The sequence below is a fragment of the Stenotrophomonas sp. PA-6-5C genome (genome assembly GCF_021605635.1).
Classification (GTDB): Bacteria; Pseudomonadota; Gammaproteobacteria; order Xanthomonadales; family Xanthomonadaceae; genus Stenotrophomonas; species Stenotrophomonas lactitubi.
Window position 1 is genome coordinate 62,810 of record NZ_WKEE01000007.1, and the last position, 12,671, is coordinate 75,480.

Annotated in this window: 14 protein-coding genes; 6 read left to right on the forward strand and 8 right to left on the reverse strand. The window is 67.3% G+C overall.

Going from position 1 to position 12,671, the window contains the following annotated elements; translation table 11 throughout:
- Nucleotides 1–2: 2 nt before the first annotated feature.
- The 4 genes from GIW57_RS04425 to GIW57_RS04440 are packed head-to-tail and all read right to left on the reverse strand — an operon-like array spanning nt 3 to nt 4,323.
- Nucleotides 3–869: a sugar phosphate isomerase/epimerase gene (locus tag GIW57_RS04425; RefSeq protein ID WP_100463763.1), complete on the reverse strand. Its 867-nt coding sequence runs from the start codon at nt 867–869 to the stop codon at nt 3–5.
- Nucleotides 870–888: 19 nt separating this feature from the next.
- A complete protein-coding gene (locus tag GIW57_RS04430) occupies nt 889–2,013 on the reverse strand; it encodes a Gfo/Idh/MocA family oxidoreductase (protein ID WP_236509261.1) in 1,125 nt (374 codons plus the stop codon).
- A 12-nt stretch (nt 2,014–2,025) separates the two neighbouring features.
- Nucleotides 2,026–3,243 (reverse strand): nucleoside permease, encoded by a 1,218-nt coding sequence (locus GIW57_RS04435; protein WP_236509262.1) that lies wholly within the window; start codon nt 3,241–3,243, stop codon nt 2,026–2,028.
- Nucleotides 3,244–3,270: 27 nt separating this feature from the next.
- On the reverse strand, nt 3,271–4,323 hold the full coding sequence (locus GIW57_RS04440; RefSeq protein WP_236509263.1) for a sugar phosphate isomerase/epimerase family protein: 1,053 nt from the start codon (nt 4,321–4,323) through the stop codon (nt 3,271–3,273).
- 95 nt (nt 4,324–4,418) lie between these two features.
- Here GIW57_RS04440 and GIW57_RS04445 point away from each other — a divergent pair, with 95 nt between their 5' ends.
- On the forward strand, nt 4,419–5,426 hold the full coding sequence (locus tag GIW57_RS04445; RefSeq protein WP_236509264.1) for a LacI family DNA-binding transcriptional regulator: 1,008 nt from the start codon (nt 4,419–4,421) through the stop codon (nt 5,424–5,426).
- 40 nt (nt 5,427–5,466) lie between these two features.
- Here the strand turns inward: GIW57_RS04445 and GIW57_RS04450 are convergent, their stop codons facing one another.
- The 4 genes from GIW57_RS04450 to GIW57_RS04465 all read right to left on the reverse strand — a co-directional run bounded on the left by GIW57_RS04450 (nt 5,467) and on the right by GIW57_RS04465 (nt 7,883).
- Complete coding sequence (locus tag GIW57_RS04450) at nt 5,467–5,859, reverse strand: DoxX family protein (RefSeq protein ID WP_100463780.1); 393 nt, start codon at nt 5,857–5,859, stop codon at nt 5,467–5,469.
- Nucleotides 5,860–5,994: 135 nt separating this feature from the next.
- The gene (gene arsB / locus GIW57_RS04455; RefSeq protein ID WP_236509292.1) at nt 5,995–7,017 is read right to left on the reverse strand and encodes an ACR3 family arsenite efflux transporter; all 1,023 of its coding nucleotides are present in this window, start codon (nt 7,015–7,017) and stop codon (nt 5,995–5,997) included.
- Between the two features lie 14 nt (nt 7,018–7,031).
- Complete coding sequence (locus GIW57_RS04460; RefSeq protein ID WP_236509265.1) at nt 7,032–7,538, reverse strand: arsenate reductase ArsC; 507 nt, start codon at nt 7,536–7,538, stop codon at nt 7,032–7,034.
- Nucleotides 7,539–7,553: 15 nt separating this feature from the next.
- On the reverse strand, nt 7,554–7,883 hold the full coding sequence (locus tag GIW57_RS04465) for a metalloregulator ArsR/SmtB family transcription factor (RefSeq protein WP_089239454.1): 330 nt from the start codon (nt 7,881–7,883) through the stop codon (nt 7,554–7,556).
- A 17-nt stretch (nt 7,884–7,900) separates the two neighbouring features.
- On the opposite strand from GIW57_RS04465, the gene arsH reads away from it, so the two are divergent.
- From arsH to GIW57_RS04490, 5 genes are all read left to right on the forward strand, one after another.
- Entirely contained in the window at nt 7,901–8,632 is a 732-nt protein-coding gene (gene arsH / locus GIW57_RS04470; RefSeq protein WP_236509266.1) for an arsenical resistance protein ArsH, read from the forward strand.
- Nucleotides 8,633–8,720: 88 nt separating this feature from the next.
- Complete coding sequence (locus GIW57_RS04475) at nt 8,721–9,746, forward strand: AI-2E family transporter (protein WP_100463794.1); 1,026 nt, start codon at nt 8,721–8,723, stop codon at nt 9,744–9,746.
- A 55-nt stretch (nt 9,747–9,801) separates the two neighbouring features.
- Nucleotides 9,802–11,544 (forward strand): GGDEF domain-containing protein, encoded by a 1,743-nt coding sequence (locus tag GIW57_RS04480; RefSeq protein ID WP_236509267.1) that lies wholly within the window; start codon nt 9,802–9,804, stop codon nt 11,542–11,544.
- Between the two features lie 72 nt (nt 11,545–11,616).
- Nucleotides 11,617–12,060, forward strand: a complete 444-nt coding sequence (locus tag GIW57_RS04485; protein WP_100463802.1) for a hypothetical protein — start codon at nt 11,617–11,619, stop codon at nt 12,058–12,060.
- Nucleotides 12,061–12,071: 11 nt separating this feature from the next.
- The gene (locus tag GIW57_RS04490; protein ID WP_089239464.1) at nt 12,072–12,572 is read left to right on the forward strand and encodes a GNAT family N-acetyltransferase; all 501 of its coding nucleotides are present in this window, start codon (nt 12,072–12,074) and stop codon (nt 12,570–12,572) included.
- Nucleotides 12,573–12,671: the final 99 nt, after the last annotated feature.

Sequence of the window (12,671 nt, forward strand, 5' to 3'; positions counted from 1 at the left end):
GGCTAGCGCTGCGCGCTGGCGGGCAGGGTGACGGTCAGGTGTTCCCGCAGGTAATCCGCGCCGGTCTGGATGACCTTGGCCGGGTCGCGTGGCTGGTCGTGCTCGACGATGTACCACTGCACGCCGGCCGCTGCCGCGGCAGGCAGGATCGCCTTCCAGTCCAGCACGCCCTGGCCGACGGCGGCGAAGCCACCTTCGTCTTCGGCCTGGCCTTTGGGTGCGTTGTCCTTGGCGTGTACCGCGAACAGCCGACCGCGGAACGTTGCCAGCATCGCCGCCGGATCGAGGCCTGCGCGCGCCACCCAGGCAAGATCCAGCTCGGTCTGCAGGTCGGGCCCGGCGGCTGCGAACAGCAGTTCCAGGCCGGTCCGGCCATTGAAGCCGACCAGTTCGAAATCGTGGTTGTGGTAGGCCAGGCGCATGCCCTTGGCGCGTACCTGTTTCGCGATCCTGCCCAGCTCCGTGCCCAGTGCGGTCCAGCCCGCGGCGTCTGTCGGCCGATCCTTCGCGTCCAGGTATGGCACCACCAGCGTGGTGTTGCCGATCGATCGGTTGAAGGCCACCACGCCATCCAGATCCTTGCGCAGCTCGGCCAATGGCACGTGCGAGGAAATCGCCTTGATCGAATACCTGTCCAGCAACTGCTTGAGTTCGGTGGCGCTGACGCCCTGCGTGCCCACCGTCTCCACCGCACCCACGCCCGCGTCATGGACGATCTTCAACTGCTGCTCAAGCGAGCCGGCATTACGCAGGGTGTACATCTGTACCGCGATGGGCTTTTGCGGGCCGGCAGCTTCGCGAGCAAAAGCGGGCAGGGTAGCGAGCAGCAGCAGTGCGAGCGTCGCAGCTCTACGAACAGGGGTGTTCATCAAAAGATCCTCCCGGGATTCAACCGATGGCGGTCCAGGCGCGCGTCCTGGCCGATGTGATGACGCGGTCGACGATCAGCGCCGAGCGAACGCCGTCTTTGAAGGTGGGCAGGCCTTCGGGCCGCTCGCCTCCGATGGCGCGATAGGTGTCGGCGACAAATGCCTCGAAGCAATGGCCGTAGCCTTGGGCGTGCCCGGCCGGCAGCACCGACAGCCGGCGTTGTTCGGCACTGCCGGCGCCCGGTCCACGCACGAAGACTTCCTCGCGCTGGTCGGGCAGGCCGATCCACAGCCGCTCGGCGTCTTCCTGGTTGAACGCCACGCTGGCCCTGGCACCATCAATCTCGAACCAGAGGCGATTGCGGCGTCCCGCCGATACCTGGCTGACCGTCAACGACGCCAGCGTGCCGGCGCCGGTGCGGAACATCGCCGCTGCTACGTCCTCGCTGGTGACCGCCTGCATCGCGCCACCGGCCGCTGCTGTTGTGAAGCTCTGCCCGGTATCGGTGCTGCGTTCGGCGATCACCGTGTCGAACGCTGCGCTGACCTCCGTGAAACGCTGGCCGCTGACCCATTCCACCAGATCGCACCAGTGCGAGCCGATGTCGGCGAACACGCGAGACACGCCACCCAGTGTCGGGTCCACGCGCCAGTTGTTGCTGGCCGGGTCCAGCAGCCAGTCCTGCAGGTAGCTGCCATGGATCAGGTGCAGCGGCCCCAGTTCGCCCTGCGCGATGCGTGCGCGCGCCTCGCGGACCACCGGGTGGTAGCGGTAGACGAAGGGCACCGTGGCGATCAGTCCAGTCGCGGCAGCCAGCGCAGCCAGGGCCTTGGCGTCTTCCAGCGTGGTGGCCAGCGGCTTCTCGCAGATCACGTGCTTGCCGGCCTGCAGCGCGGCCTGTGCCATGGGATGGTGCAGATGGTTGGGTGTGCAGACATGCACGACCTGGACCTGTGGATCGGCGACCACCTCCTCGATGTCCCGATAGGCCCGCGGAACATTCCACGACTGCGCCACTTCAAGCGCGCGTTGCGGCGAGGATGCGGCCACGCCACGGATATCGGCACCCGCCAGCAGCGCCGCGCGACGATGCACGGCACCGATCATGCCCGTACCGACGATGGCGATTCCAAGCTTTGGCATCGGGTGGTGTCCTCAGGGCGTGGAAGGGGGCGCCGCGACCACCGGCCGGTCGCGGAACAGCAACAGGAAGGCGATCAGCACGATCAGCGCGACGCCTGCGGGGAACAGCCATATCTGCTGCCAGTCCGGTCCCGCTGCCGTGGTGAAGTGCTCCACCACCGCGCCGGACAGGAACGTGCCGATCAACATGCCCACGCCGTACGTGGCCAGGGTGATGAAGCCCTGCGCGCTGCTGCGCGTGGCCGGGCCGGCGTGCGCATCGGTGTAGATCTGGCCGGTGACGAAGAAGAAGTCGTAGCAGATGCCGTGCAGCACGATGCCGATCACCAGCAGGGAGAAGCCGCCGCCCGCATCGCCAAAGGCGAACATGGCATAACGCACCACCCACGCGGCCATGCCTACCGCCAGCATCGTCTTCACCCCCAGCCGCACGAACAGGAACGGCATGGCCAGCATCAGCAGCACTTCGGAGACCTGCCCCAGCGACTGCAGGCCGGCCGCGCCGCGCACGCCCAGGTCGTTGAGGTACGGGTTGGTGAAGTTGTAGTAGAACGACAGCGGGATGCAGATGGCGATGGAGGCCAGGAAGAACACCAGGTAGGAGCGCGACTTCAACAGCCGCAGCGAATCCAGCCCCAGGATCTGCCCCAGCCCGGCGTCGCGCTGCTGCGCCAACGGCGGGGTGTGCGGCAGGGTGAACGCGTACAGACCGAGGGCCAGCGACGCCATCGCCGCCATCCGGAAGGTCAACTCAAGCCGGTGTGCCTGCTCCCAGCCCAGCCAGCCGATCAGCACGCCCGCCACGATCCAGCCGACGCTGCCGGCCACCCGCACCAGCGGGAACTGTTTCTCGGGCGATTGCATGTGCCGCATCGCCACGCTGTTGGCCAATGCCAGCGTCGGCATGAACAGCAGCATGTAGCCCATGACGCAGGCGAAGAACATACGGAAGTCGGTTGCCGTGGACGCCAGCCACATCAGCACCGCGCCGGCCAGGTGCAGAACCGCCAGGATGCGTTGCGCCGCGAAGTAGCGATCCGCGACCAGGCCGACCAGGAAGGGAGCCACGATGGCGCCGATGGACTGGCTGAGAAAGGCCGTCGCCACCTGGCTTGCGCTGGCCTGCAGCGGGCCTTGGACGAGATAGGTTCCCAGGGTCACGAACCACGCTCCCCAGATGAAGAACTGCAGAAACATCATCGCGCCCAAGCGCGACATCGCGTGCGTCATGGATTGCCCTCCCGGGGCGGTATCGGCTCAGATTCCCAGCATGCGGTGCAGTGAAGCGGCGTCCGTGCCGCTGTCGGCAAAGTCGTCGAAGGCGCGCTCGGTCACGCGGATGATGTGGTCACGAATGAAGGGGGCACCCTCGCGTGCGCCGTCTTCCGGGTGCTTCAGGCAGCACTCCCACTCCAGCACTGCCCAGCCGGGGAAGTCGTACTGCGCGAACTTCGAGAAGATCGCCTTGAAATCGATCTGGCCATCGCCGAGCGAACGGAATCGCCCAGGACGATCGATCCAGTCCTGGTAGCCGCCATACACGCCACTGCTGGCACTGGCGTGGTACTCGGCGTCCTTGACGTGGAAGATGCCGATGCGCGCGTGGTAGCGGTCGATGAAGCCGAGGTAGTCCATCTGCTGCAGCAGCAGATGGCTGGGGTCGTACAGGATCTTCGCGCGGGGATGCTGGTCCACTACATCGAGGAAGCGCTCGAAGGTAGCACCGTCGTGCAGATCCTCACCGGGGTGGATTTCGAAGCACAGGTCCACGCCGCAGGCGTCGAACGCATCCAGGATGGGGCGCCAGCGGCGGCCGAGTTCGGCGAAGGCTTCCTCCACCAGCCCGGGCGGGCGTTGCGGCCACGGATAGAAATACGGCCAGGCCAGCGCGCCGGAGAACGTGGCGTGCGCGGTCAGCCCCAGGCGCTGGCTGGCCTTGGCGGCCAGCAGCAGCTGCTCCACCGCCCAGGCCTGGCGGGCGGCAGGATCACCGCGTTTGTCCGGCGGCGCGAATCCGTCAAACAGCGCGTCATAGGCGGGATGGACGGCGACCAGCTGCCCCTGCAGGTGGGTGGACAGCTCGGTGATCTGCACGCCATGTCCGGCCAGCATGCCGGCGATGTCGTCGCAGTACGCCTGGCTGCGCGCCGCCTCGGCCAGATCGAACAGGTGGGGCGCGCTGGTCGGCACTTGTAGGCCAGAATAGCCCAGCCCCGCGGCCCAACCGGCCAGTGTGTCCAGCCGATCAAAAGGAGCTGTGTCGCCGATGAACTGCGCCAGGAACAGCGCTGGACCCTTGAGCGTTTTCAACGTGATTCGCCCTCGATGCAATCGATTGCATTATCCTAGCAGGGGCTCACGCAGGACCTGTTGTGCACTGCACAGCGGACAGGAGAACTAACGCCATGGCCACCATCTACGACATCGCAAAGCACGTCGGCGTCTCTGCCGGAACGGTGTCGCGCGCACTTTCCCGGCCGGACAAAGTCCTGCCGGCCACCCGCACGCGCATCGAGCAGGCCGCTGCGGCGCTGGGCTATGTTCCCAACACGGTGGCCAGGACGCTCAAGACCCAGCGCAGCGGCAAGATCCTGGTTACCGTGCCGGACATTGCCAACCCGTTCTTCGCGCAGATCCTGCAGGGCGCGGAGGACGCGGCGCAGGCCGTCGGCTACGCCGTCTTGTTGGGCGATACCCAGAACCTGCCCGAGCGCGAGGAGCGTTACGCGCAGATGCTCCGGCGCAACGAGGCCGATGGCCTGATCGTGCTGGGGCATCGCCTGCCGCCGACGGCGCGCGATATCGTCGAGCAACGGGGTGTCGCCGCGCCGGTGGTCAACGGCTGCGAGTTCGACCCCGCGCTGGGCATTCCCAGCGTCCACATCGACAACGCCGCCGCCGCGCGCGCGGTGATGGAACACCTGTACGGCCTGGGGCATGAGGGGGTCGCCGTGGTAGGCGGGCCGCCCGACAATCCCCTGCACACGCAACGGCTGGAAGGGGTTCGCGCCGCTGGCAGGGCACGTGGCCGTCTGCGCCACCTCAGCGTCGTGCCGGGTGACTTTTCCGTGGAGTCCGGCCATGCGGCTGCGACGGCGCTGTTGACGGTCGCGTCCGCACCCACCGCGATCTTCTGCTTCAGCGACCAGATGGCGCTGGGTGCGCTGGCAGCCTGCCGGGATCTGGGCGTCCGCGTGCCCGATGACATCTCCATCGTCGGCTTCGACGACTTGGCTTCATCGCGTTACCTGACGCCTCCGTTGACGACCATCAGGCAGCCGATGCGCGAGATCGGCGAGCGCGCGGTCAACCTGCTGCTCGCCATCATCGAACAGGTCGACGTGCCGCGTCAGCAGACGCTGGAGTTCAGCCTGATGGTGCGGGGCTCGACGGCTGCGCCCAGACGCAGCTGAGCGCAACGGCGAGGCGGCATGATGCCGCGCTTTCTCCGCCTCAGGGCTTGCCGCGCTTCGCGTCCACGCTGTAGCGCCCTGGCCCGCTGCACGCCAGCAGCAGGAAGCCGCCGGCGATGGCCAGATTCTTCAGGAACATGATCTGCTGCACCTGGTCTGCCAGCTGGTGGTGGAAGATGAAGGCCGTGACCAGGCTGAAGGCGGCCAGCACCGCTGCCACTACCCGGGTCTGGAAGCCGAACAGGATGCACAGGGCCGTGCCGATCTCGAACAGGATGGTGGGCCACAGCAGGATGCCGGGAAGACCCATCGCCGTCATGTAGCCCTGTGTTGCCGCCGGGTCGGACAGCTTGCCCAGGCCGGATACCAGGAACAGCAGCATCAGCAACACACGGGCGGCCAGCTTCGCAAGAGAGTGAAGTGATGTGTTCACGGCAACGTCCTCAGGGTGGGCAGGGCGGATGGAGGTCGAGAACCTGTGCAGCCATCGAAGCCCATCACGGGTGAAGTCGGTGTTGAGGCCTACCGTGCTGGAAGCCCGCGGACAGGCGTACGGCGCGGCCCCGCCTCAGCGTCGCTCATACCAGCCGCGCGACGCATTGACGATGCGCACCACCGACAACATCACCGGCACTTCAATCAACACGCCGACCACCGTCGCCAGCGCCGCACCGGAATGCACGCCGAACAGGCCCACGGCGGTAGCCACGGCCAGTTCGAAGAAGTTGCTGGCGCCGATCAGCGCCGAGGGACCGGCCACGCAGTGGGCGACCCCGAGGCGTCGGTTCAGCAGGTAGGCCAGCCCTGAGTTGAAGTAGACCTGGATCAGGATCGGTACCGCCAGGATGGCGATGACCAGCGGCTGCCGCACGATCTGCTCACCCTGGAAGCCGAACAGCAGCACCAGCGTCAACAGCAGCGCCAGTAGCGAAACCGGCCCCAGCGTTCGCAGCGCGGTCTGCAGGCCGGCCTGTCCGCTGCGGGCCAGCAGCCAGCGCCGCAGCAGTGCGGCCACCAGCACCGGCGCGATGATGTACAGCGACACCGACAGCAGCAGCGTGTCCCACGGCACGCTGATCGCCGACAGGCCCAGCAGCAGCGCCACGACCGGTGCATACGCCACCACCATGATCGCGTCGTTCAACGCCACCTGGCTGAGGGTGAAATTGGCATCGCCGCGGCATAGGTTGCTCCACACGAACACCATGGCGGTGCAGGGCGCGGCTGCCAGCAGGATCAGCCCGGCGATGTAGCTGTCGACCTGTGCGGCGGGCAGCGCATCGGCAAACACGTGGCGCAGGAAGAACCAGCCCAGCAGTGCCATCGAGAACGGCTTGACCGCCCAGTTGATGAACAACGTCACGCCGATGCCTTTCCAGTGCTGGCCGAGCTGGCGCATCGCACTGAAATCGACCCGCAGCAGCATCGGGATGATCATCAGCCAGATCAGCACGGCGATGGGCAGGTTGACCTTGGCCACCTCCGCCGACGCCAGCGCAGTAAATGGCTGCGGCAGTGCGTGGCCAAGCAGGGTGCCGGCGACGATGCACAGCGCCACCCACAGCGTCAGGTAGCGCTCGAAGAACCCCATTGGTGCCGGCGCGCTCATGCCTGGCCATCCTCGGGTTGCACGAAACCGATGCGATCCAGCGCGTCTTTCAACTGCCCGCGGTCGGACCAGGTGGCAGCGGGCAATGCCAGCAGGGCCAGCAACCGCGCCTTGACGATGGCATGCGCCTGCGCGAACGCGGCCGCCTTGTCATCCGCGCTGCCCTCGACGGCGGCTGGATCGGGCAGGCCCCAGTGCGTGCGCACGAAGTCGCCGAACACCACCGGGCACGCCTCGGCCGCTGCGGCATCGCAGACCGTGATCACCAGATCCATCGGCGCGCCGTCAGCGAACTCGTCCCACGATTTGCTGCGCAGGCCTGCGGTGGCGATGCCCTCGGCCTGCAGCTGGGCAAGGGCGAATGGATTGACCGCGCCGGCCGGCTGGCTGCCGGCGCTGAACACCTCGAAACGGTGGCCGGCCCACGCCCGCAGCGTGGCTTCGGCAAGAACACTGCGGGCGGAATTGCCCGTGCACAGGAACAGGACGCGTTGGGTGGTCACGAAGCGGATCTCCGGTCAGCAGGCGCAATCAGGGGACGTCGGGCTGCAGGCCGGGTCGGGCGAGCCTGCGCAGCAGTTGTGGGTCAGGTAATCGATCAGGCCGGTCATGGCACTGAAGTTGGCGCGGTAGCAGACATTGCGGCCCTGGCTCTCGCTCTCGACCAGCCCGGCCTGCAGCAGCTCCTTCAGATGGAAGCTGAGCGTGGCCGGCGGCACCTGCAGGGCGGTGCCGATGTCGCCGGCCATGCGCCCGGCCGGGCCGGCTTCCACCAGCAACCGGAAGGCGGCCAGGCGGGTGGCATGGCCAAGGGCGGTGAGGGCGGCGATTGCATTTTTCGTTTCCATATTTCTAGAATAGTAGAATGAATGACTCCATCGCAAGTCCCGCCCTCCCGAACCTGGCCGAAGCCTCGCTTCCCCAGCCCGACCTGTCTCAACTGGGCACCAGCCGCACGCACGCGCCGCGGATCCTGCTGCTGTATGGCTCGCTGCGCCCGCAGTCGTTCAGCCGCAAGCTGGCGCTGGAGGCCGAGCACCTGTTGCGCCACCTCGGCTGCGAGACCCGGGTGTTCGATCCGCACGCGCTGCCAATGCTCGACAGTGTCGGCGCCGATCACCCTGAAGTGCAGCGCCTGCGCGCGTGGTCGCAATGGTCCGAAGGCCAGGTCTGGATCAGCCCGGAGCGCCACGGCACGGTCACCGGCGTGTTCAAGAACCAGATCGACTGGCTGCCGCTGGAAGATGGCAGCGTGCGCCCGACGCAGGGCAGGACGCTGGCGGTGATGCAGGTCAGTGGCGGTTCGCAGTCGTTCAACACGGTCAACACGCTGCGCGTGCTGGGGCGATGGATGCGCATGCTGACCATCCCCAACCAGTCTTCGGTGGCCAAGGCATGGCAGGAGTTCGACGAGAGCGGGCGGATGAAACCCTCGGCGTACTACGACCGGGTGGTGGATGTGATGGAGGAACTGGTCAAGTTCACCCTGCTCACGCGGGGCCGTTCGGACTACCTGGTGGATCGCTACAGCGAGCGCAAGGGTGATCAGCAGGCGGCCGCACTGGCACGTTCGGCAGGGGCGGTGGTCGCACGTTGACGGCAAGCGGCGGCCGCAGGGACGCGTGCGTGCGCGGGCGCATCACCTCAATCCACTACCATGGGCCACCCCACCAGGATGTGCCCCGATGTCCCTCGTCATCCCGACCCTGCCCAAGCCTCCCGCCGCACGCATCGCCGCCTGGCTGATGATGCTGCTGGGCATGTGGCTGGCACTGAAGCTCGGCCTGGTGGTGACCCTCCTGTCGGGCCTGCTGGTGTTCCAGCTGACCCATGTGCTGGCCTCCACCGTGGAGGGCAAGCTGCGCGCCGGGCGGGCACGGGCGATCGCGGTGATCGTGCTGTCGGCGGTGATCATCAGCGCACTGGTGCTGGCCGGCATCGGCGTGGCCTCGTTCTTCCGCAACGAGACCGGTGGCCCGGATGTGCTGCTGGCGCGGTTGATGGACATCCTCAACACCTCCCGGCACCAGGTGCCGGCCCTGCTGCAGCCCTACATCCCTGAAGACCTGACGGCGCTGCGTGCGGCCGTGAACGAATGGGCCGCCGAGCACCAGCGCCAGCTGGGCGTGGCCGGTACGTCGGTGGTGCAGGTGGGGGTGCGCGTGTTGATCGGCATGGTGCTGGGCGCGATGATCGCGCTGTACGACGAATTGCCGCTGCCGAAGATGGGTCCGCTGGCGCAGGAACTGATCGGCCGTACCAGCCGCCTGGCCACCGCGTTCCGCCAGGTGGTGTTCGCCCAGGTCAAGATCTCCCTGCTCAACACCGTGTTCACCGCCATCTTCCTGCTCGGCGTGCTGCCGCTGTTCGGCGTGCACCTGCCATTGTCGAAGACGCTGGTGCTGATCACCTTCATCGCCGGCCTGCTGCCGGTGGTGGGCAACATCATCTCCAACACCATCATCACCATCGTCGCGCTGTCGGTGTCGTTCTACGTGGCCGTGGCTGCGCTGCTGTACCTGGTGGTGATCCACAAGCTGGAATACTTCCTCAACGCACGCATCGTCGGCGGCGAGATCCAGGCGCGCGCCTGGGAGCTGCTGCTGGCCATGCTGGTGATGGAAGCGGCGTTCGGCCTGCCCGGACTGGTGGCCGCGCCGGTGTTCTACGCCTACGTGAAGCGCGAACTGGTGGACCAGCGCTGGATTTGACCCGCCTTCAAGCGAGCGCAGCGCTACACTGATCCGCACGCCAGGGGGTACATCGATGGGCCGCAGGGCATCGCCAAACGGACTGCAGACCTGGCTCTGGATCCTCGCTGGCCTGTTCGTGCTGTGCACGCTGCCGCTGATGGCCATCGCGCTGGTGCAGGGCACGCAGCGCTACACCGAAGCCGAGGCCAACCTGGTCAGCCTGCGGCAACTGCGGCAGACCTTCGAGCTGGCCAATCTGGTATCGGCCGAGCGTGGACCGGCCAACAGTCTGCTCGGTGCCGACAGCGCCGATGCGCAGGAGCAGCGCCGGTTGGCTGCACAGCTGGTGGTCGCCCGGCAGCGGGTGGACGCAGCGACGCAGCACCTGCAGACCGTGTTCCAGACCGACCCGCAGGCGGTGGACGAAACACCGCGCCTGCATGAAGCGCAGCGGCGGCTGCAGACCGCGCGCGCTGCGGTGGACCGCGTCGCCGCACTGCCCAGGGGCGAGCGCTCGGCAGAGGAGGTGGAGCACGCGATCAACAGCATGTTCGCGGTGTACGACCGGCTGCAGGCGCTGATGTCGGTGCAGATCAGCGACCTGGTCGCCGCCGATCGCGAAGCCGCGATTCCTGCCATGCAGGGGCAGATCCTGATCGACCTGCGCGAGCACGGTGGCCGCTTGGCATCGAACGTGATGGCGCCGCTGGCAGTGCCCGGCGCGTGGCGGGAGCCGCAGGTGCGCGCCGCGCAGCAGACCGAGGGCCGCCTGCTGGAGCTGTGGCGGTTGGCCGCCAGCCACGAATCGGTGTTCCGCAGCGAGCCGACGCTGTCCTGGCATTGGGACATGGCGCGCCGGCAGTTGTTCGGCCAGTCGCTGCCGATGGTGGAACAGCTGATCGAAGATGGCCGGCGTGGGGTACCGCCACCCTGGACGGCGGCCGAGTTCACCGCGCGCTACGTGCCCACCCTGCAATCGCTGGAAGCGCTGCGCGATGGCTACCTCGGCGTTTCGATCGCGCGCTTCGAGCACACCCGCAACAAGGAAGCGGTACGCCTGGCCGTGCTGGCTGCCACGGTGCTGGGGACATTGCTGCTGCTTGCGCTGGCACTGCGCATCGCCCACGTGCAGATCCTGCGGCCGTTGCTGCAGGCGCAGGCGCAGGTGATCCAGATCGCCTCGGACACGCCGGGCACCGAGCAGCATGCCACCCACCCGATGGCGGAAATGCAGCGCCTGTTCGATGCCATCGAGGTGCTGCGGGCGAAGTCGCACCAGCGTTCGGCATTGACCCGCGAGCTGCGCGAACTGGCCGATACCGATCAGCTGACCGGCCTGTTGAACCGACGCTCGCTGGAGGGACTGGCACGACAGCGGCATGCCGATGGAAGCACGCAGGCGGTGGTGATTCTGCTGGACGTCGATCATTTCAAGTCGATCAACGATGGGCAGGGCCATGCGGCCGGCGACGATGTGCTGGTGCAGGTGGCGCAGTTGCTGCGCAGCCACCTGCGCCGCAACGACAGCGTCGCCCGTTACGGCGGCGAGGAATTCCTGGTGCTGCTGGCTGATGGTGATCTGGCCAGTGGCCGGCAGCTGGCCGAGTCGCTGCGGGTGGCACTGCGCGGCAAGGACATCGTGCTGGGCAGCGGCGACATCCTGCGGGTCACCGCCAGCTTCGGCGTTGCCCAGGGCACGCTTGACCCGATCGGCTGGCACGCGCTGGTACGCGCTGCCGACACCGCCATGTACGCGGCCAAATCGCTTGGCCGCGACCGGGTGCAGGTGGCTACGGGTGGGCGTGCGGCACGCTGAGGATAGCCTTGTTCATCGCCAGCGCACGTGCTGCTGCCTAGACTGGAGCCTCGTCTGCCGGAGGAGTACGCCATGACTCTGCGTTCCGTTGTGACTGCCACGCTGCTGACGGGCCTGTTCGCTGGCTGCGCCAGCAGCGCACCGCAAGCCGATGTGGGCGCCGATGCGCCGCGTCATCCTTCCATCGCCGCGGATGCCAGCCCGGTACCTGCCTTCACCGGCGGTGGTGAGGGCTGGTCCATCGAGATCGCCTCCACCGGCAAGGGCAACCACGATGCCACGCTCACCGTTGCTGGCCGCGGCAGCGCTGGAACACTGCGCTACCTCGGCCAACCCGCGGGTGCGCCCAGTTCGTTGACCGTACTCAACGGTGAGCTGGGCAAGCAGCCGACCATCGTCGAGATCAAGCGCGAGCCTTGCCGCAATGCCGAAGGCGTGGATACATCGGCCAGCGTGCAGGTGACGGTTGAAGGCCAGCCACAGCGCCGCGGCTGTGGCTTCCTGGCCGTGTACTGACCGATACACGCATGATCGACATTCCGCTGCTGGAAACACCCCGCCTGCGCCTGCGCGCGCAGCGCCTGGACGACTTCCCCGTGTATGCCGCATTCCTGGCCTCGCCCCGCGCGCGCGGCATGGGCGGGCCGTTCGGCGAGGTCGCTGCATGGGGACAGTTCTGCCACGACCTGGCCAGCTGGCATCTGTTCGGGCACGGCGCGTTGATGATCGAGCGCCGCGACACGGGTGAGTGCATCGGCCAGGTAGGCATCAATCACGGCCCGCTGTTCCCGGAACAGGAACTGGGCTGGTTGCTGTATGCGGGGCAGGAAGGGCAGGGTTTCGCCAGCGAAGCAGCGGCGGCGCTGCGTGATTGGGCGTTCGTGGTGCGTTGCCTGCCGACTCTGGTCAGCTACATGGCAGCTGACAACCACGCCTCGCAGGCCGTGGCGGTTCGCCTTGGCGGTGTGCTGGATGCGCAGGCGGTGCGCAGCGATCCGGACGATCTGGTGTTCCGCTATCCGCGTTGACCGTTGAGGGCCACCGCAGCGCGAGTGCGCTGCGCGCGGGAATGCCGCATAGGTTCACCGCGTGAAGAAACCGGCAGCAGCCATCCACGCCTCGGTCAC

Coding starts and splice junctions, on each gene's coding strand:
- GIW57_RS04425 (WP_100463763.1), bottom strand. CDS start 869: ATGAACACCCCTGTTCGTAGAGCTGCGACGCTCGCACTGCTGCTGCTC.
- GIW57_RS04430 (WP_236509261.1), bottom strand. CDS start 2,013: ATGCCAAAGCTTGGAATCGCCATCGTCGGTACGGGCATGATCGGTGCC.
- GIW57_RS04435 (WP_236509262.1), bottom strand. CDS start 3,243: ATGACGCACGCGATGTCGCGCTTGGGCGCGATGATGTTTCTGCAGTTC.
- GIW57_RS04445 (WP_236509264.1), top strand. CDS start 4,419: ATGGCCACCATCTACGACATCGCAAAGCACGTCGGCGTCTCTGCCGGA.
- arsB (WP_236509292.1), bottom strand. CDS start 7,017: ATGGGGTTCTTCGAGCGCTACCTGACGCTGTGGGTGGCGCTGTGCATC.
- GIW57_RS04465 (WP_089239454.1), bottom strand. CDS start 7,883: ATGGAAACGAAAAATGCAATCGCCGCCCTCACCGCCCTTGGCCATGCC.
- arsH (WP_236509266.1), top strand. CDS start 7,901: ATGAATGACTCCATCGCAAGTCCCGCCCTCCCGAACCTGGCCGAAGCC.
- GIW57_RS04475 (WP_100463794.1), top strand. CDS start 8,721: ATGTCCCTCGTCATCCCGACCCTGCCCAAGCCTCCCGCCGCACGCATC.
- GIW57_RS04480 (WP_236509267.1), top strand. CDS start 9,802: ATGGGCCGCAGGGCATCGCCAAACGGACTGCAGACCTGGCTCTGGATC.
- GIW57_RS04485 (WP_100463802.1), top strand. CDS start 11,617: ATGACTCTGCGTTCCGTTGTGACTGCCACGCTGCTGACGGGCCTGTTC.
- GIW57_RS04490 (WP_089239464.1), top strand. CDS start 12,072: ATGATCGACATTCCGCTGCTGGAAACACCCCGCCTGCGCCTGCGCGCG.